The following is a 19,798-nucleotide window of genomic DNA, read 5'->3' on the forward strand; positions in this document are numbered from 1 at the left end:
TTTTAGAGATCATTTGGAGCAAAACTATTGATAATATTACTAACTAGGAAATCGTTAAACTGTTGGGAATGAGTTGTTTTTAGTTTCCTGCAGGATAGTACAAGTTCAATCGGCGATTTAAGTAAGAAAATATTTTCAAGCTGCATTAAACATTTTCAAAAAAATACTGTCTTTGCGAGTATCAACCAACCAAGAATAGAATATTGTAAGGGCCAATTAAATTACAATTTGGTTGATGTATTTATTTATTTATGATTAACATTTATAAGGAATTAAATTACCGTGATAAAGAATCTTTTATTGCGGTGGAGTCTTTAATTAATTCACTTGACCTGGGACCTCAAAAGAAATTGGTTTCTAACCAGTTTCCTGATTGGGTGTATATTGTCAAAGATTATATTAAAGACCATTGGAACAAGCAGATCTCTTTGGATGAATTATCCAAGCTTTGCTCAGTACATAAAGTAACAATATCGAAATATTTCGAAAAATATGCTGGTAGTACAGTACTGCTGTACCAGAGGAAGATACGAATGATTCGAGCATTGGAACTCATGTATATTAGCGGTTATTCGCTAACTGAGATAGCTTTTTTGTGTGGGTTTTCAGATCAAAGTCATTTCACGAGGTACTTTCGTCAAATGATTGGATTCTTGCCTAAAGAGCTTCAGAAGAACTGACGCTAATTTCGTTCTATTTTAAATTTTAAGCATAGGTTTATTTTGTAATAAGCGGATATAAAACAATTGTTTAACATGAAAATATTACAGGGTAATCGCCTTCCAAAACCAAACGGACATTATAGTACAGCTATTGTGTCAAACCATCTATTATTTGTTTCTGGTCAACTACCAATTTCAGCTGACGGAAAACCTTATGAAGATGAAGACTTTGAAAGTCAGTTTACTGTAGTATTTCAGAACATTGAAAATATCCTATTAGCCTCTTCAAGTAGTTTGCACAAAATTGTGAAGGTGACAGCCTATCTAAGTGATGTTAAATTTTGTCCCCAATTTAACGCCTTATTTGCAGACTTTATTGGAAAGCATAAACCAGCGCGAACTGTCATTACAGTTCCAGCATTGCGACATGGATTTAAAATTGAAGTAGATCTAATAGCAGAAGTTTAACAGTATGCACACATTTTATTAAACCCGCATATTCCTTTTCATTCTATATATTGAGTTTAGAAACGATTATTAATTAGATAATCATTTCTTTAATAAAAGTTTCTAACTCAATGTCGATTGAAATAGCGATTGGTTTTTAATTCTTACTTGGAATTACATCAAGAAATCTATTCACTAAACAGAATTGATTCAAAGACACAAATTTTAATGAGAACTAAACAACAAGTAAGGGGAGGATTCGAAAGAATCCTCCCCTTTATTTTTTATCTTTTCCTAAGCTAAATATTTAGCTTATCTCATGTTAAATAGACTATTTAGTTGATAAAACTTTCTCAAGTAATTCAATTCCTATTTCTCCCAAACCATTGCTGGAATTAGATAATAGAATAACTACGGAGTGTTCATCTGGAACAAAACCTACAAATGAATTGGAGCCCGCTGTAGCACCCGTATGATGGTAGTAAATCACCCCATCCAACATATTCATATGCCATCCTAACCCAATGTCTCCATTCGGAGGTACTAAGAAAGTAAACTGTTTGGTCAGATTCATCGCCTTTTGAACCTCTGTCTCCGGATAAGTCAACTGTGCAAGAGTATAGCGAAGAAGATCGTTCAGACTTGATTTTAATGAACCCGCTGCTGACATGGATTGAAAGCTCCAAAATGGAACTTGTTGTCCTTTATCATCAAATGGAGGTGCAATATTTTTATCCTTTGGGTTGATTTTATCCGAAGTGTTGGTCATTTCCAAGGGTGTAAGGATCATTTCCTTGACCATCGTCATGTACGGTTTCTTGCTAATAGTGGACAGTAAATCGCCCAACAATCCAAATCCAAGATTGCTGTATTCATATTCCAATCCTGCTTCCTTGCTTGCTTTGTAGTCCTTTAAATAAGAGTATAAAGCTTTTTTATCATATACAGCATAGGGGTCACTGTCTGAATGCTTCGGAACCTTATTCCAATTGCTGGCCAACCTAGGTAATCCCGAAGTGTGGTTCGCAAGCATTTTGAATGTTATTTTTTGAATGTCTGGATTCTGAGCTACCGAGTCAGGTAAATATTTAGCAATGGAGTCATCCAATGACAATATGCCTTTATTTACCATTTCAGCCAATAAGGTCGCTGTAAAAGTTTTGGTTACTGAACCAATCTCATAAATGGTAATTGCATCAGGCAGGCTATTATTTCCAGGGGTCGTTTCTCCGTAAAAGAAGGTGTTGATTTTATTCTGATGTATTATTGCAACCGACAAGGAATGTGCATTTCCATTTTTAGCATATTTCCGTGCTACTGAATCTACATACAAATCCAAAGGACTTTTTGCTTCTACATTAGAGATGATTTCCTCTTTCTGCGGAACAGCCTTGGCTTCATAAGGCTTTATCTGAAAGCCATTATAGTGCATGGTAGAATCAATAGATAATAACATGCTAAAAGTCGTCTGTTCAAGTTCTACTTTGTAAGTAGCAATTCCCTTACTGAAAGCTTCCTTGGTAACATTTTTAATTTTCCCAAGTGTATATAGGTTCTCCAGCAAGCTTTTCATATTGTCAAGGCTGATACCCTCTTTAAATGATTCACTTGCTAAGTTGTAGATGGAATCCGTTTGTTGCGAATTGTAAAAATACTCAATCCGATTAAAAACCGCTCTATTGTTGTTTTCATCAATAGTTTGGGCTTTTGTAAACCCAGAGGCTGTTAATAAAAGGATAATGAGGAAGTTGAATGCTTTTTTACTCATGCCCAAAAATACAAAACAAATTATAAACCTATAACTTGTTTTAAGCGTGCATATCCAGATTTACTAATATTTACCTTTTCGCCGGTTAGTAAAGTGGCTATATAACTATCCTTTTCCATCGGTTCAATCTTCTGCAATTGGTCCACCTTAACAATAAATGATCGGTGAACACGAACGTATTGTTTTCCGTCCAATTGCTTTTCAAATGAGCTCATGGTTTTATTTTTTAGGAACATGCCATCAGGAGTATGAATCTTTACATAGTCATCATAGGCCTCTAAAAAATTAATCTGTTGAACCGGAATAATCTTGATTTGATTTCCTGTTTTTACAACAATACGCTCCAAGGAACTATCTTCTTCCATAGTTTCCTGCAGTTTAGCAGAATCTATTTTTGGAGCTTGTTGCGTCCCAAAGGAAGCCTTGAATTTATCAATAGCTTTTTGAAAACGATCCGGACGGATAGGTTTCAATAAATAATCAATCGCATTCTTTTCAAAAGCTTTTAGTGCGTATTCATCAAATGCTGTCGTAAAGATAATATGAGGTTGGTTATCCAATAGCTCCAACATTTCAAAGCCTGTCAATTTAGGCATTTGAATATCCAGGAATACTAAATCTGGCTGGTGTTGTTGGATGGCTTTCACACCTTCAAATCCATCATTACATTCAGCCAATACTTCAAAATCAGGATGTTCTTTTAAATATTCCAGCACCATACTACGTGCCAATGGTTCGTCGTCTATAAGGATTGTCTTTATCATAATTGTGGGATTCTTAGGGTGGATATAAATGTATTGCCGTCAACCGCTGTCTGCAATAAATCAGTTCTGCCGAATAGAAGGAATAGTCTTCGCTGAATACTGGTAAGACCAAATCCAGTTCCTTTCTTCTGTTCCGGTTGATCCATTTCAAATGGATTACTGATTTCAATGGTCAGCAGATTGTTCTCTAAATATATACGCGTTTTAATAGTTACTTGATCAGTTACATTATATAAACCGAATTTAATCGCATTTTCTACTAAGGGTTGAAGAATCATAACAGGGATTTTTGCATTAAAAACCTCTTCGTCATATTCAAACTCAGTGCTCAGCCTGTGGCCGAAACGCACTTTTTCTATATCCAAATATAGGCTTAAGTGATTGATTTCTTCTTCAACACTTGTAAATTGTTTCTCATCCTTGCGCATGGTTCCACGCAAAAAATCTGATAATTGAAAAACCATATTCCGCGCTTCAGTAGGTTTGCTACCAATCAAGGCGATGATGGAGTTCAAGCTATTGAATAAAAAGTGAGGTTGTAATTGCTGTCTTAAATTATATAATTCGGCATCACGAACCATGCGCTCACTTTCATCTTTTCTTCTCTTGTTAAAAACTAATTCTTCCTGGATGTTCCAGAAAATATTGATTGTCATTACACAGGTAATGATCAGGAAATTGATTACAAAACGAAAGGGTAGGGAAAAGTCCAGGTAAACCAGGTTGTCATCAGGTGTTACCTGAATAATCAAGATACGGATGATGAGCACACTGATTGCTGAAAAAATCGCAGCCATGGAAAACAGCTTCCAATAGTTTTTATTGTTTGGAAGATAAAACTGCAAGGTACTGTAGATGAGGTATGAAATACCTGTCATGGTCAAGGCACCAATCACTGCGTCATAAGCTGCAGTTACTTTGGCGATATTGGACCATAGCAATAGCCCGTAAACTATAAGAAAGTATAAAACACAAATAATCCACGAAGAGGCATGGATTACATAGCGTTTGGATTGTTCACTAATGGGTTTTTGCATGCCTTAAACTAACTGTTCTTAATCGTTAATCCCCCAAATAAAGAGGTCCCTGTGATATAAATTTTCTTGTTTTCATCTGTAACCACTTCGATCATCGGTCTTCTATCATCAACTTCGCCAAAAATGGAAGAAACATTAGAATATACTTTCCAGTTGGTTGGAACAATGATTTTTGTACTTCCAAAAAGTTGGAAAGTATCAATTACTACCGGTTGTTTCAAATCCGCTTGTAAGAAGTTTAATTGAGTGCTTCCAAATACAGAGGTAATATTTCCGCCCAAGAAGTTCTTGCTTAGGATTACTTTTTTAGTATCACTAAAGAAATTGTCCACCTTTAAATAGTTTTCAAAGTCAGGTAAGAAATTTCTGCCATAAGGTCTATGCTCAGTACCGCTGGCCTGAGCATAGGAATCATTAGGATTTGTTGACGATGGATTATTTGTTCCATCGGTATTTCCTGGTTGATCTTGGTTTACACGTCTATCCCAATCATACTCATCGTTTTGCGGAGGAGTTGTTGGAGGCAATTGCGGGTTGCTTTTGTTACGATTGATCAGGTAAAAGCCTAATGCGATTGCTGCAGCTGGAATTATGAATTTTCCTAAGTGGATATCAAGTTCATTTTTAAGTAAGAATACCGAACCTATAATAATAAGGACTATCGAAGATTTCTTTTCGAATTTTGAATTTACCCCAATTACAAGACCGATAATGATCAATATGGTTTCCCATCCAAACATCCAATTCGGGATGATGTTACCCATATTCATGTTCTTAAAAAGAATGGCTACTCCTAAAAAAACGATGATAAACCCAACTAAATTCGAAGATTTATTGTTTTTTGGTGGCTTTCCGTAATCTGTTTTCGTTGTTTGATTGTTCATGATGTTGTTTCCTTTTGAATTAGTTTACTCAAAAGTATAGCGAATATAAGCATAGCAACAGAGCTAATAGGTCTCTTGGGCATTTTTTTCGGTGAAATACGAGAATTAGTCGGTAAAAACTCAAATCTCTTTTAAGACAACCTCAATTTTGTAGCAATATTTTAATTATTATAATAATAATTTTTAAATAAAATTTGGATGATTGAAATTAATTATTATATATTTATGACTGAAAATAGAGGGTTAAACTTAAATTTTATATTAATCTAATGGGAGATTTTGACAATAAAGAGCGTGAAGAGGTATTTTCAAAAAAGGTGAGAGCGGGCAAACGTACTTATTTTTTTGATGTGAAAGCCACTCGCTCGAACGATTATTATGTGACAATTACTGAAAGCAAAAAACGCTTCGAAGATGGACAGTTCATCAAACACAAGATCTTCCTTTATAAAGAAGACTTTGAAAAGTTTGCTGAAGGACTTCAAGATGTAGTTGAATACATTAAAGCGAACCAGGATGTTGTGGAAAAAAGATATGAGCCAAATCAAGACGATCAAGGTTTTGAAAACAATGGCGAGCTAGTACAAAAAGACAATTACTCTTTTTAATTTAGTTTTGAATAAATTATTAATGGGCCACTAATCATTTAGTGGCTCTTTTTATATTTCGAATAACCAATTTAATCCCTTCGAATTTTACGCCATCGATTTCGTTAAACATGTTACAGGCATTTCTTAACAGATTGATATGAATTTCCTATTTTCGAAGTTTATTGAATCAAATTACAAACTATCACATATGAATAAACTGTTTTCTGCGGCTTGCTTCGCTCTGTTCATCCTTTCCACAGATGCGACAATCGCGCAAACTAAGAAACTTTCTTTTGAACAAGCTTGGAACCAAGCTCCCTCTTTAACTAAAACTATTAGTCGATTCGAAGGTTGGGCGGATGCTAACCACTATATTGAAAGAGCAAATAATCAGCTCTATAAAGTCAATGTTAAATCTGGTAAAAGAGAAAGTTATAGCTACCCTGTCAATACGTCTACACGGGTATTTATCAAGGATAAAGATGTTTATATCCAATATCCTGACTCTCCAGCCAAGCAACTTACCCAATCCCCAGAAGTTGATGAACAAAACCCTACTTTATCCCCAGATGGTAAATATGTAGCCTTCACCCGCAAAAGTGATTTATATGGCCTCGAAATAGCGTCAGGTAAAGAGATTCGCTATACCAATGATGGTACAGATGTAATTTATAACGGTTGGTCATCTTGGGTGTATTATGAAGAAATCTTAGGTCGTCCAACCAACTACCGTGCATTCTGGTGGTCTCCTAACAGTGAAGAAATCGCTTTTATGCGTTTTGATGATACAAAGGTGCCTATGTTCCCAATCTATGTTTCGAAAGGGCAACATGGCTACTTGGAAGAAACCAGATACCCGAAAGCTGGCGATCCAAACCCTGAAGTAAAAGTAGGATTCGTAAAAGCTGAAGGTTCTCCAATTGTATGGGCTGATTTTAACGAAAAAGACGATCAATATTTTGGTCAACCATACTGGAGCTTTGATAGCAAGTCTATCATGGTTCAGTGGATGAATAGAGAGCAAAATAATTTAAAATTCTATGCTGTAAATCCGCAGTCTGGTCAAAAATCTGAAATCTATAATGAGGAACAGCCTACTTGGATCAATCTTGACCATGATGAGCGAATCACTTATTTAGCAGATAATAAACATTACATCTTAAAATCGGATAAAACTGGTTGGGCGCATTATTACCTGTATAACCTGGATGGAAAATTAGTAAATCCTATTACACAAGGTGATTGGCAAGTGACAGCAATCGAACATATCGACGAGAAGGGTAAAGTGCTATATTTCTCTGCCAGAAAAGAAAATTCGGCAACCAAAGACCTATATCGCATTGGTTTTGATGGCAAGAATATGAAGAGATTGACTTTCGGAGATTATACGCACAATGTAATGGTTTCTCCTGATGGAAAATACTTCATTACAAATTATTCCAATATCCTGACTCCAAATAAGGTCGCTTTGCTTGATAACAAAGGCAAAGTATTGAAGGAATTGGCGGATAGCAAAGCTGATGATTTTGCAAATTATAAAGTAGCAAAACGCGAATACCTGACCGTTCCTTCGGAGGATGGCAAGTTCAACCTTCCGGTGATTATCACGTATCCTACGGATTTCGATGAGTCAAAGCAATATCCAGTGATCATGAGTATTTATGGTGGTCCTGATGCGGGAACGGTAAAAAATACGTGGAAAGGTGTGAATGGAGAGTTTTGGTCGCAAGAAGGTGTAATCCAGATTGAAGCTGATCACAGAGCATCTGGTCATTTTGGTAAACAAGGTGTCGCTTGGATGCATAGAAATTTAGGAAACTGGGAATTGGTAGACTATATCACCATTGCGAAATGGTTGAAAGCTAAACCTTATGTGGCTAAAAACAAATTATTGATGACTGGCCATAGCTATGGTGGTTACATGACATGTTTAGCATTGACCAAAGGTGCCGATTATTTTGATTTCGGTATTGCTGGTGCTCCGGTAACAAGTTGGGAATTATATGATACCCACTATACCGAGCGTTGGATGGATACCCCGCAATCTAACCCTGAAGGATATAAAAACGGTTCTATTTTACCTTATGTAAATCAATATAAAGGCCGTTTGAGAATTATGCATGGTGATATGGACGATAATGTTCATATGCAGAATACCATTCAATTGGTGGATGCGCTTACCAGTAGAGCTGTACCTTTTGAATTAATGATTTATCCGGGAAGTAGACACGGTTTTGAACGCTCAAAAAGTGCCTATGATTTCAAGGAAAGAACAAGATTCTATTATCAATATCTTCTGGAAAAACCAATTCCGGAGAATTTGAAATAATAAAAGTTTTAATTAGGCTAAGAATGTAATTTCTTAGCCTTTTTTTTATGTGATAACCGCCTTCAGATAATTGATTCCACCGAAAAAAATTATCATATTTGCAATATTATTTATGACATGCTAGATTTTCTTAAAGACATTACATTTAAAGCTAACGACGTTGTTTTAAGAGCGGTAGATATCCTGATGCGGAATTATATTTCTATCGCCGGTCTCTGCTTTTTACTTTTTGTAACTTCCAACCTTTCTTCCTTTCTAGCATTGTATCTGGATTCTTCCAATCTTTTGGTTAAAATCTGCTTGTTATTATTGTTTGTTGGGGTTTATTTCAGCTTGCAATTGGTACTCCTTAAGAAGGCAATATTTTTAGCCAAGGAAGAAAAAAGTCATGGTATCATGGATTACCTTCCTAGTATGCCGCAATTCTGTTACTATATCTTGGGTCTGCTTTTATATAGTTTGATTGCCTTCGTGGTCTATATCGTGATGTATGTCCTTTTATTCCCGCTGTTATATCTTGGGGTAAATATGAATACTGTTCAAACCGAAATCCATCCTTTCTTAACCGGATTGATTATGTTGTTTGTATTGATCAGAACCACATTCTTTCCATTCTTTATTCTAGAGAATGGCTTCAATACGTTCAAATCATACCGTTTCAGCTTGGCAATGACCAAAGGGAATGTATTGAAATTACTGACAATAATATTTATCGTTGCATTCACTCATCTACTACAATTAGGTACGGAATACATGGGTTATTCACTAGTTTCAAAGATTTTGAGCCTTATCAATGCCTTTGTTATTATTCCCGTGGTTAGTCTTGTCATGTCAATTGTGTATATTGATATGATGAAAGCCTATAAGGGTGGTTCTGACCCATCCCTTATGGATAACATTATTTAAAAATCATTTAAGTTTTGAGTAAAAGAAAATTAGCCATATTAGGTTCTACAGGGAGTATCGGTACACAGACCTTAGAAGTAGTAGAACTATATCCTGATCATTTTTCAATTACTGTTTTATCTGCCGGGAAAAATGCTGATTTGTTGATTCAACAGGCTTTAAAATTTAAGCCAGCAGCGGTGATCCTTTGCGACCAAACAGCTTACGAAAAAGTGAAACAGGAATTGGCAGGGAAGGGGATTGAAGTGCTGTTCGGCGAAGATGCACTGGTAGATGCCATGAAAAGAGACGATATCGATATCGTTCTTACGGCTGTAGTGGGAGCGGCTGGTCTTAGACCTACGGTTGCTGCAATTGAGTCGGGAAAAGATATCGCCTTGGCGAATAAGGAAACTTTAGTTGTCGCTGGTGAATTGATTACCTCCTTGGTAGAGAAACATCAGGTCAAATTACTTCCCGTTGATTCGGAACATTCTGCAATATTTCAATGCCTTGCTGGTGAAGAAGCCAATCCTATTGAAAAAATCATCCTAACAGCTTCTGGAGGACCTTTCCGCGGAAAAACTTTGAATGACCTCTTGCAGGTTACCAAAGCACAGGCTTTAAAACATCCTAACTGGACCATGGGAGCAAAGATCACTATTGATTCTGCTTCCTTAATGAATAAAGGCCTGGAGGTTATAGAGGCGAAATGGTTATTCGGATTGGAATACAATCAAATCGATGTGATTATCCATCCGCAATCCATCATTCACTCCTTAGTGCAGTTTCAAGATGGATCTTTAAAAGCTCAATTGGGCCTTCCGGATATGAAACTCCCAATTCAGTATGCCTTAACCTATCCGCAACGTTTCGAAAACAACTTTAAGAGATTTAATTTCCTGGATTATCCTAATCTTACCTTCGAACAGCCAGATTTACAAGTGTTCAAGAACCTGAAACTTGCTTTTCAAGCTTTGGAAGAAGGGGGGAATGCACCTTGTGTTTTAAACGGTGCCAATGAAGTTGTGGTTGAAGCGTTCTTGCAAGATAAAGTAGGCTTTGTACAAATGAGTGAGGTGATTGAGGAGACATTGTGTCAGGTGAAATCACAAAAAACGTTAAGTTTAGAGGATTATTTGCAGTTCGATTTAGAAAGCCGAACTGTGGCACGAAGTTTAATAGAACGAATTAAATAAATTTAAATAAATTAATAAAAATATAATAGATGGGAATTGTAATCATGGTTGGGCAAGTACTTTTAGGCTTGTCATTATTAATCATCTTGCATGAGCTTGGGCACTTTTTAGCTGCTCGAGCATTCGGAATCAAGGTGGAGAAGTTTTATCTTTTCTTTGATGCCTGGGGTGTAAAATTATTCAAATTCAATTATAAAGGCTGTGAATACGGTATTGGCTGGTTACCATTAGGGGGCTATGTGAAAATTGCAGGTATGATCGATGAATCGATGGATACAGAGCAAATGAAAGGCGAACCTCAACCTTGGGAATTCCGCTCTAAACCTGCTTGGCAAAGATTGATTGTCATGCTTGGTGGTATTATCGTCAATGTGATTGTAGGTATTATTGTTTTCTGGATGTTGACCTTCAAGTATGGTACAACTGACTTAAACAATACCCAGTTATATGGGGTAAAACCAGGTATTATCGGTGAAAAAGTTGGTCTTAAAGAAGGTGATAAAATCCTAGCCGTAAATGGTAAAAAAGCAAACTTGTTCTATCAGGACTTATTGACTTCTGATGTATTGATGGGGGATGCGGTATTGACAGTTGAACGCCAAGGGCAACAATTGGATATTACTTTGCCTAAAGATATCCTGAATGATGTTTCTGAACATAAGAAAAATGAATTGGTTCAACCTATGTTCAAGATGCTTCCAATCACTTTGGTGGAAAAAGGAAGTCGTGCGGATAAAATGGGACTGCAGGTAGGAGATAGCATCGTATCTATCAATGGCGTGCAAGTACAACAATTGGATCTGTTTAAATCAGAATTAGCAGCCAACAAAAATAAAGAAGTTTCCTTGGATGTAGTTCGTAAGGGAAGCCCGATGGTTCTTAAGGCAGCAGCTGATAGTTCCTCGGTATTAGGTTTCTCTAACCTACCAGTTGTTCAATATCAATATGGATTTATGGAATCCTTGCCTATTGGTACTGCCAAAGCATTCTCGGTTATTACGGATAATATCAAGGGTTTTGGTAAGATCTTCAAAGGTGAGGTTCGTGCTGACAAGGCATTATCTGGCCCTGTAGGGATTGCAACCATGTTCGGTACAGAGGTAAACTGGGTTAAATTCTGGAGCTTGGTAGGTATGCTTTCTATGGCTTTAGCCTTTATGAATATTTTACCTATTCCAGCACTGGATGGGGGACATGTGATCTTCCTTTTAGTAGAAATGATTCAAGGAAAACCATTAAGTGACAAGTTCTTGGAGAAAGCTCAAATTGTGGGTTTCTTTATCATTGTGGCCTTAATGATCTTTGTCTTTGGAAATGATATTTTCAAATTGACGAAGTAATTCCAATAAAATAAAAGAAAAGCCCCAAGGTGTAAAACATCTTGGGGCTTTATCGTGTATTAGGAATTGAGATAATTTATAAAAAACAATTGTTTGCAAATTAAAATAATTTGTACCTTTGTCTCCCGATAAAAATGAAAGAGACCTTCTACCCGATAGCGAATCAAAAAGTAGTTTCTACTTCTCGTCAATATATTAATTGATCTGTTAGCCCGTTTGGGCTTTTTTTATGTTTGGGTGTTAAGAAAATCAATCATTAATTTAGTGAATACGTTTTAACTAGAAATAAGAATGACCAACTACAGCAAATTGCCAGCAATTTTAGTCCTAGAGGATGGAACAGTTTTTCATGGTAAAGCCGCAGGTAAAATCGGTACTACCACAGGTGAAATTTGTTTCAACACTGGAACTACAGGTTACCAAGAGATCTTTACAGATCCTTCCTACTATGCACAAATCATGGTTACAACCAATGCGCATATCGGGAATTATGGTATCGATGATGCAGATGAAGAATCTAAAGAAATTCAGATTGCAGGTTTAGTTTGTAAAAACTACAACATTAACTACAGCCGTAAAATGGCTGATCAATCCATCCAAAACTATTTTGAAGAAGAAAATTTGGTCGGTATCTCAGATATTGATACGCGTTCTTTAGTTCGCCATATTCGTAGTAAAGGTGCTATGAATGCGATTATTTCTTCGGAGAACCTAGATGAGAATGCATTGAAAGCGCAATTGGCTCAAGTTCCTTCTATGGATGGTTTAGAACTATCTTCTAAAGTTTCAACGAAAGAACCTTATTATTATGGCGAAGAAGGTGCTCCTACACGTATCGCTGTATTAGATCTAGGTATCAAAAAGAACATCCTGAGAAATTTCGACTCGCGTCAAGTTTATGCTAAGGTTTTCCCAGCAAAAACTACCTTCGCGGAAATGCAGGAGTGGAATCCTGATGGTTATTTTATCTCTAATGGTCCTGGTGATCCGGCTGCAATGGATTATGCTATTCAAACCGTGAAAGATATTTTAGCTGCTGATAAACCAATGTTCGGGATTTGTCTTGGTCACCAAATCTTAGCATTAGCAAATGATATCAGAACGCAAAAAATGCATAATGGTCACAGAGGTATCAACCACCCTGTAAAAAATATTATCGCTAATAAATGTGAGATCACTTCTCAAAACCATGGTTTTGGAGTAGTGGCTGAGGATATTGAAAAATCAGATAAAGTTGAGATCACTCACGTAAACTTAAATGATAACTCTATTGAAGGTATTCGTGTAAAAGGTAAGAATGCATTCTCGGTACAATATCACCCAGAATCTTCTCCAGGTCCTCACGATTCTAGATATTTATTCGATGATTTTATCGCCATGGTAAAATCATAAATAATATAAAATTTTAGAAAAGGTCGTATCCGCAAGGATGCGACCTTTTTTTTATCCTTCATTTTCCAGTGTTATGGCAATACAGATGTTACGGTTGGAAGGTATCGAAATAATTCCTTAGACCTTAGCTCCCTAATATTTATGATTTTAATAATATTATTTCCTCGATGGTGGTAATTTTTCTATCAAATAAGGCGAATGACTTAGATTTTTTCATATTTTTGATTAAGAAAGAATTATTGCTATATTAGTGTCTTAAATACACTAAGTAAGATATTTAAATAAACCACAGATAAAATGAGCTTGATAATTGACGTACATGCGCGCCAGATTTTAGATTCGCGCGGAAATCCTACAATAGAAGTTGATGTAACAACGCAAAACGGTTTTGTTGGCCGTGCAGCAGTTCCTTCAGGAGCTTCTACAGGTGCACACGAAGCTGTAGAATTACGCGACGGTGATAAAAAGAAATACCTAGGTAAAGGTGTTTTGAAAGCTGTTGAAAACGTAAATACTAAAATCGCTAAAGCTTTAGAAGGTGTTGACGTATTTGAACAAAATGCAATCGATAAATTAATGATCGATTTAGACGGTTCTGAAAACAAAGGTAAATTAGGTGCAAACGCAATCTTAGGGGTTTCTTTAGCAGTAGCTAAAGCAGCAGCTCAAGAAAGCCGTCAACCATTATATCGTTATATCGGTGGAGTAAATGCAAATACACTTCCATTGCCAATGATGAACATTGTAAACGGTGGTGCTCACTCTGATGCTCCTATCGCTTTCCAAGAGTTTATGATCATGCCAGTGGGTGCTGAATCTTTCTCTGAAGCTTTACGTTGGGGTGCTGAAGTATTCCATAGCTTGAAAAAAATCCTTCATGACCGTAACTTATCTACTGCTGTAGGTGACGAAGGTGGTTTCGCACCAACTTTCGAAGGTACTGAAGATGCTATTGAAACTATCCTTGAAGCGATCAAAAAAGCTGGTTACAAACCGGGTAAAGAAATCTGCTTGGCATTAGACTGTGCTTCTACAGAATTCTTCGAAAAAGGAAAATATGACTACGCTAAATTCGAAGGTAAAGGCGGTGCAGTTCGTACTATCGAGGAACAAGTTGATTACCTTGCTGAATTAACTGCTAAATACCCAATTATCTCTATCGAAGATGGTATGGCGGAAGATGACTGGAAAGGTTGGAAATTGTTAACTGAGAAAATCGGTGACCGTGTTCAACTAGTTGGTGACGATTTATTTGTTACAAATACAAAACGTCTTCAAGAAGGTATTGACAAAGGTATCGGAAATTCAATCTTGGTAAAAGTTAACCAAATCGGATCTCTTACTGAGACAATCAATGCGGTTCACTTAGCACAAACAAACGGTTATACTTCTGTAATGTCTCACCGTTCTGGAGAAACTGAAGATACTACAATCGCAGATTTAGCAGTAGCTTTAAACTGTGGTCAAATCAAAACTGGTTCTATCTCTCGTTCTGACCGGATCGCGAAATACAACCAATTATTGCGTATCGAAGAAGAATTAGGCAACAACGCTAAGTTCATCGGAAAAGATTTTAAATACGCTCCGAAAAAATAATTATCATATTAAATAGGAAAAGGAACCAATCGGTTCCTTTTTTTTATGGAATAAATTCGCTTTTTACCTACCTAGGATACATCATCTTCATGATAGGATTATTTTTCCACATAGGTTAATTTAATTATTTGACAATCCTTGTTCTATCCTTGTTTTGTTCATCCTAAAATAGTTATCTTTAACCGAATTTAAATTTCTTTGGTTGAGCCTATGGAACGCTTTATTAATACTATTCGTAATCAATATCTAATCGCCGGAGTCGCTTTCATTGTTTGGATGTGCTTTTTCGACCGTTACGATATTACTACCCAGTATAATTTTCAAACAGAAAAAACAAAGCTGGAAAAAGAAAAGGAATACTATACCAACGAAATTGAAAGCATTTCCCAATCCATTAAAGACGTGCAGTTCAATCAAAGTGAAATTCAAAGGATTGCCCGCGAAAAATATAAAATGAAAAAAGACCATGAAGATGTCTATATCCTTACCGAAATAGATGCTCCAGAAAATAACTAAAAAAAGAGCTTGGATTATTTCCAAGCTCTTTTTTGTGTATAAATAAGTTTATCCTTCTAGTATTAATGACTTTTTACCAATGATATTTCTTGATAGGTGTCTGATATAGCAAAGATCCTGTAACCATGATCATGTAATTGCTTAAAAAACTTCTTCCCTCTTTCTTTACCATTCTCGAAGAACCGCTCGTGGGTTTCAACCAGTATCTGTTTGATTGGTATTCCTGAATTCAAAATACCATCCATAACAACGTATTCTGAGCCCTCTATATCCATTTTTAGGACATCTATGTGTGTATGCCCCAAATCCTTTACAATCTCGTTAAAATCCTTTAAAAGAACCTCCACAGAATCCTTCTCATTAACTAGACTATGGTCGTATACACTTCCTGATACATGATCCTTGTTTTTGGGCAAGTGGAAAGTTACCATTTCGGTTTTCTCACCTAAGCCATAAGGATGAAAATAAAACTGCTCCGGGGTTTCATTATTGCGAACATAATTGATGGATTTGGGCGTCGGGTCAAAACCAAACACCTTCGAGCCATGCTTTGCTATAATCGCTTTATCAAAGGAAATATCTTCTCCGATTCCAAAGGAATAAACTATCGCATTGTCAGGGACTAGGCTAGGGTCTACATAAAAACCACCATAACCATTACCATACCATTCCTTAGCACGTTTTTCTTCAACGTCAATAAATGCTATCTTGCCAATACGTGCTTTTACCCAATATTCTAATCTTTTAAGTTTGTCGTTTCTTTCCATTCTTTTTGGTAGATAATTTTAAATATACCCAAAAAATGGAAAAAACCTAAACTTCTGAAATGGCATTAATTATATCATATTGTGTTATGATATTGATCCTACCTAATTCATCTTCCACCAATACGGCCTGCGTATCTTTGTTGATCAATCCAGATATTTTATCAATGGAGGTATTTAAATCCACAAATGGAAATGGCTTGGTAGCGATGTCTTCCACTGCTGAGGATTTTAAGGATGGATTCTCCAATAAGGCTGTCAGGATATCAGATTCAGTAACCTTTCCGATGACCATGCCTTGTTGTGTTACAGGAATCTGAGAGATATTTAAAGACTTCATGGTATTGAAAGCCTCCAAGACCGTTTGGTTTGCATCAGCTGTAATAATTGCTTGCTCACCACGCTTCTTCAAGATGGATTTTGCAGTCAACTTTTCGTCTTTTAAGAACCCACGTTCACGAAGCCAATCTTCATTGTACATTTTACCCATATAGCGAGATCCATGATCATGGAAAATAACCACAACCACATCATCCTCTTTAAGGTCTTGTCCTAATTGCATTAGTCCTGCAACTGCAGCTCCCGCAGAGTTACCAGCAAAAATTCCTTCTTTTCTGGCTAAATCACGCGTCATTAATGCCGCATCCCTGTCAGTCACTTTTTCAAATAAATCAATAAGGCTGAAATCCACATTTTTTGGCAAAAAGTCTTCCCCAATACCTTCTGTGATATATGGATAGATTTCATTCTTGTCAAAAATTCCGGTTTCTTTATATTTCTTGAAGACGGAGCCATAGGTATCTATACCCCAAACCTTAATATTAGGATTCTTTTCTCTGAGGTATCTTGCTGTTCCTGAGATGGTACCGCCCGTTCCTACGCCTACAACCAAGTGTGTAATCTTACCCTCCGTTTGCTCCCAGATCTCTGGTCCCGTTTGCTCATAATGAGCCTTGGAATTGGATAAATTATCATACTGATTTGCCTTCCATGCGTTTGGAACTTCTTTCTCCAAACGGCTTGAAACAGAATAATAGGAGCGAGGGTCCTCCGGATCAACGTTTGTCGGGCAGACAATAACTTCAGCACCAAATGCACGTAAAGCATCGATCTTTTCCTTCGACTGCTTATCCGTAGTCGTGAATATACAACGATAACCTTTGACCACTGCCGCCATGGCTAATCCCATCCCGGTATTTCCTGAAGTACCTTCGATAATGGTACCTCCAGGTTTTAAGAGTCCTGCTTCCTCCGCATCTTCGATCATTTTCAAAGCCATACGGTCCTTAATGGAATTCCCAGGATTGCTGGTTTCAATTTTGGCTAATATAGTGCCCTTTAAGTTTTGCGTTATCTTGTTTAGTTTAACCAAGGGAGTGTTCCCAATGGTTTCTAAAATGTTGTTATACCACATAGGTGAATTTCTGTCTGTTTGTTGTCTACCACAAAAGTAGATATTTTTTAGAACTTCAGATGTTTTACCGTTAATCCATTATTGATTAATTGCTTTAAGGCATCAATACCAATTTTTACATGGGTTTCCACATAAGATTTGGTTACTGTTACATCTGATTTATCAGTTTTTACACCTTCTGGTACCATCGGCTGATCAGAGACCAACAATAAAGCTCCTGTCGGAATTTTATTCGCAAAACCCACCGAGAAGATGGTCGCTGTTTCCATATCGACAGCCATCGCACGGATGCTCTTCAGGTATTTCTTAAATTGCTTATCATGTTCCCAAACTCGACGGTTGGTTGTGTAAACCGTTCCGGTCCAATAATCCCTGGAGTGATCGCGAATGGTCGTAGAGATTGCTTTCTGCAAGGCAAAGGCCGGTAAGGAAGGTACCTCTGCTGGTAAGTAATCATTGGAAGTTCCCTCTCCACGAATGGCTGCAATCGGCAATATCAATTCCCCAACATCAATTTTCTTTTTCAAGACACCTGTTTTCCCTAAGAATAATACCGCTTTTGGATGAATGGCAGTCAGTAAATCCATCACGGTTGCAGCAACCGGTGAACCCATCCCAAAATTAATAATGGTAATGCCATCCGCTGTACAAGTTTGCATAGGTTTATCCTCTCCGAGAATAGGAGCATCCCCATGCATCTGAGAAAATAGTTTGACGTAATTGCTGAAATTTGTCAATAAAATATATTCACCAAACTCTTTCAAAGGTCTTCCAGTATATCTAGGCAACCAATTGTTCACAATATCTTCTTTGGTTTTTAATCCTGCCTTAATAGGGGAGTTAACTTCTTGGATATTCTCTTGGTTTTCAGTTTTCTTTTTAGTCATAATTTCATCCTTTCTTAATAATCTAATAATACAAAAAACCCTCGCAACGTAGGCGAGGGTTTAGGTCTTTATGCAACTTGCAATTTTTTAAAGTCCGTCTTGGCAAATTTGTTCTTTGCGTAATCCAAACTTATCTGCAAGGTCTTGTCTTCTGTGTTTTCCTTATTGCTCGGCGTCTCAAACATCGCGTCCAGCATAATGGCCTCACAAATGCTCCGTAATCCTCGAGCCCCTAATTTAAACTCCCATGCCTTGTCGACAATAAAGTCATAAACCTCAGGTTCAAATGATAATTTAACGCCCTCGTACTCGAACAATTTAATGTACTGTTTTACTAAAGCATTTTTTGGCTTGGTCAGGATATTCAATAATGTTTCCTTATCCAATGGGTTCAGATGCGTCAATACAGGTAGACGACCAATCAACTCTGGAATCAAACCGAAGTTTTTCAAATCTTGCGGCGTGATGTATTTATATAAGTTGTTCAGGTCGATTTCCTGATCTTCATCTTTCATTTTATAACCAACAGTTTGAGTTCTCAATCTGTTTGCAATTTTCTTTTGAATACCATCAAAAGCTCCACCACAAATAAATAATATATTGCTGGTGTTTACCGAGATCATTTTTTGATCCGGATGCTTACGACCACCTTGAGGTGGAACATTCACATTCGTACCTTCCAAGATCTTCAATAAAGCTTGTTGAACCCCTTCACCAGATACATCGCGAGTAATGGATGGGTTATCACTTTTTCTCGCAATTTTGTCGATCTCATCAATATAGATGATTCCACGTTCTGCTGCAGCAACATCATAATCCGCTGCTTGCAACAATCTCGTCAAGATACTCTCAACATCCTCACCTACATAACCTGCCTCTGTCAATACCGTTGCATCTACGATACAAAATGGTACATTCAGAATCTTGGCAACGGTTTTAGCCAATAAGGTCTTACCTGTACCGGTTTCTCCAACGATAATCAAGTTTGATTTCTCAATCTCAGTCTCATCCGAATCAATACGTTGGTTTAAACGCTTGTAATGATTGTAAACCGCTACAGAAATAACTTTCTTCGCATCATCTTGGCCAATCACATACTGATCCAAATGTTCTTTGATTTCCTTTGGACGGATTAATTTAAGAGCAGTTTGAATAGATTTATTCTTGCGTTGCTTAAGCTCTTCCGCCAAAATCTCCCCAGCTTGTTGCACACATCTGTCGCAGATATGCGCACCATCACCCGCAATAAGCATTTGCGCCTCATTTTTACTGATTCCGCAAAATGAGCAATGGATATCTCTATTGTTCGATTTACTCATTGTTT

The 19,798-nt window shown here is 36.9% G+C and carries 18 protein-coding genes; 10 read left to right on the forward strand and 8 right to left on the reverse strand.

Annotated features, from left to right (window positions below; all coding sequences use genetic code 11):
• Positions 1–251: 251 nt before the first annotated feature.
• Together PZ892_RS04530 and PZ892_RS04535 are read left to right on the forward strand one after the other, a co-directional pair.
• The gene (locus PZ892_RS04530) at positions 252–680 is read left to right on the forward strand and encodes an AraC family transcriptional regulator (protein ID WP_094255072.1); all 429 of its coding nucleotides are present in this window, start codon (positions 252–254) and stop codon (positions 678–680) included.
• A 75-nt stretch (positions 681–755) separates the two neighbouring features.
• Positions 756–1,130, forward strand: coding sequence for a RidA family protein (locus PZ892_RS04535; RefSeq protein ID WP_182499376.1), 375 nt, complete (start codon positions 756–758; stop codon positions 1,128–1,130).
• A gap of 310 nt (positions 1,131–1,440) precedes the next feature.
• Here the strand turns inward: PZ892_RS04535 and PZ892_RS04540 are convergent, their stop codons facing one another.
• The 4 genes from PZ892_RS04540 to PZ892_RS04555 are packed head-to-tail and all read right to left on the reverse strand — an operon-like array spanning position 1,441 to position 5,562.
• Positions 1,441–2,877, reverse strand: coding sequence for a serine hydrolase (locus PZ892_RS04540; RefSeq protein WP_277712182.1), 1,437 nt, complete (start codon positions 2,875–2,877; stop codon positions 1,441–1,443).
• Positions 2,878–2,897: 20 nt separating this feature from the next.
• Complete coding sequence (locus PZ892_RS04545) at positions 2,898–3,641, reverse strand: response regulator (RefSeq protein WP_094255069.1); 744 nt, start codon at positions 3,639–3,641, stop codon at positions 2,898–2,900.
• Positions 3,638–4,678 carry a histidine kinase gene (locus PZ892_RS04550; RefSeq protein ID WP_094255068.1) on the reverse strand — a complete coding sequence of 347 codons (1,041 nt, stop codon included), beginning with the start codon at positions 4,676–4,678 and terminating at the stop codon, positions 3,638–3,640. Before PZ892_RS04550 ends, PZ892_RS04545 begins: the two co-directional genes overlap by 4 nt.
• An 8-nt stretch (positions 4,679–4,686) precedes the next feature.
• Positions 4,687–5,562 (reverse strand): LiaF domain-containing protein, encoded by an 876-nt coding sequence (locus PZ892_RS04555; RefSeq protein WP_094255067.1) that lies wholly within the window; start codon positions 5,560–5,562, stop codon positions 4,687–4,689.
• A gap of 269 nt (positions 5,563–5,831) precedes the next feature.
• Between PZ892_RS04555 and PZ892_RS04560 the strand changes: the two genes are divergently transcribed.
• The 8 genes from PZ892_RS04560 (at position 5,832) to PZ892_RS04595 (ending at position 15,409) form a co-directional block, all read left to right on the forward strand.
• Positions 5,832–6,170 carry a DUF3276 family protein gene (locus PZ892_RS04560; RefSeq protein ID WP_094255066.1) on the forward strand — a complete coding sequence of 113 codons (339 nt, stop codon included), beginning with the start codon at positions 5,832–5,834 and terminating at the stop codon, positions 6,168–6,170.
• Between the two features lie 190 nt (positions 6,171–6,360).
• Positions 6,361–8,481: a DPP IV N-terminal domain-containing protein gene (locus PZ892_RS04565; RefSeq protein ID WP_277712185.1), complete on the forward strand. Its 2,121-nt coding sequence runs from the start codon at positions 6,361–6,363 to the stop codon at positions 8,479–8,481.
• A gap of 117 nt (positions 8,482–8,598) precedes the next feature.
• The gene (locus tag PZ892_RS04570) at positions 8,599–9,387 is read left to right on the forward strand and encodes a hypothetical protein (RefSeq protein WP_094280887.1); all 789 of its coding nucleotides are present in this window, start codon (positions 8,599–8,601) and stop codon (positions 9,385–9,387) included.
• Between the two features lie 14 nt (positions 9,388–9,401).
• Complete coding sequence (locus PZ892_RS04575) at positions 9,402–10,565, forward strand: 1-deoxy-D-xylulose-5-phosphate reductoisomerase (RefSeq protein ID WP_182499382.1); 1,164 nt, start codon at positions 9,402–9,404, stop codon at positions 10,563–10,565.
• A 29-nt stretch (positions 10,566–10,594) separates the two neighbouring features.
• Positions 10,595–11,905, forward strand: a complete 1,311-nt coding sequence (rseP, locus tag PZ892_RS04580) for an RIP metalloprotease RseP (RefSeq protein ID WP_277712188.1) — start codon at positions 10,595–10,597, stop codon at positions 11,903–11,905.
• A 291-nt stretch (positions 11,906–12,196) separates the two neighbouring features.
• Positions 12,197–13,297: a glutamine-hydrolyzing carbamoyl-phosphate synthase small subunit gene (carA, locus tag PZ892_RS04585; protein ID WP_094255061.1), complete on the forward strand. Its 1,101-nt coding sequence runs from the start codon at positions 12,197–12,199 to the stop codon at positions 13,295–13,297.
• Between the two features lie 297 nt (positions 13,298–13,594).
• Positions 13,595–14,893 carry a phosphopyruvate hydratase gene (eno, locus tag PZ892_RS04590; RefSeq protein ID WP_094255060.1) on the forward strand — a complete coding sequence of 433 codons (1,299 nt, stop codon included), beginning with the start codon at positions 13,595–13,597 and terminating at the stop codon, positions 14,891–14,893.
• Positions 14,894–15,103: 210 nt separating this feature from the next.
• The gene (locus PZ892_RS04595) at positions 15,104–15,409 is read left to right on the forward strand and encodes a septum formation initiator family protein (RefSeq protein ID WP_094255059.1); all 306 of its coding nucleotides are present in this window, start codon (positions 15,104–15,106) and stop codon (positions 15,407–15,409) included.
• Between the two features lie 62 nt (positions 15,410–15,471).
• Here PZ892_RS04595 and PZ892_RS04600 read toward each other — a convergent pair whose 3' ends face one another.
• The 4 genes from PZ892_RS04600 to clpX all read right to left on the reverse strand — a co-directional run bounded on the left by PZ892_RS04600 (position 15,472) and on the right by clpX (position 19,793).
• Positions 15,472–16,176: an FkbM family methyltransferase gene (locus tag PZ892_RS04600; protein WP_094255058.1), complete on the reverse strand. Its 705-nt coding sequence runs from the start codon at positions 16,174–16,176 to the stop codon at positions 15,472–15,474.
• Between the two features lie 46 nt (positions 16,177–16,222).
• Positions 16,223–17,587 carry a pyridoxal-phosphate dependent enzyme gene (locus PZ892_RS04605; protein ID WP_277712190.1) on the reverse strand — a complete coding sequence of 455 codons (1,365 nt, stop codon included), beginning with the start codon at positions 17,585–17,587 and terminating at the stop codon, positions 16,223–16,225.
• Positions 17,588–17,634: 47 nt separating this feature from the next.
• Positions 17,635–18,474, reverse strand: a complete 840-nt coding sequence (locus PZ892_RS04610) for an AMP nucleosidase (protein ID WP_277712191.1) — start codon at positions 18,472–18,474, stop codon at positions 17,635–17,637.
• A 68-nt stretch (positions 18,475–18,542) separates the two neighbouring features.
• Positions 18,543–19,793: an ATP-dependent Clp protease ATP-binding subunit ClpX gene (gene clpX / locus PZ892_RS04615; RefSeq protein ID WP_094255055.1), complete on the reverse strand. Its 1,251-nt coding sequence runs from the start codon at positions 19,791–19,793 to the stop codon at positions 18,543–18,545.
• Positions 19,794–19,798: the final 5 nt, after the last annotated feature.

It is taken from the genome of Sphingobacterium sp. WM (genome assembly GCF_029542465.1).
Classification (GTDB): Bacteria; Bacteroidota; Bacteroidia; order Sphingobacteriales; family Sphingobacteriaceae; genus Sphingobacterium; species Sphingobacterium cellulitidis.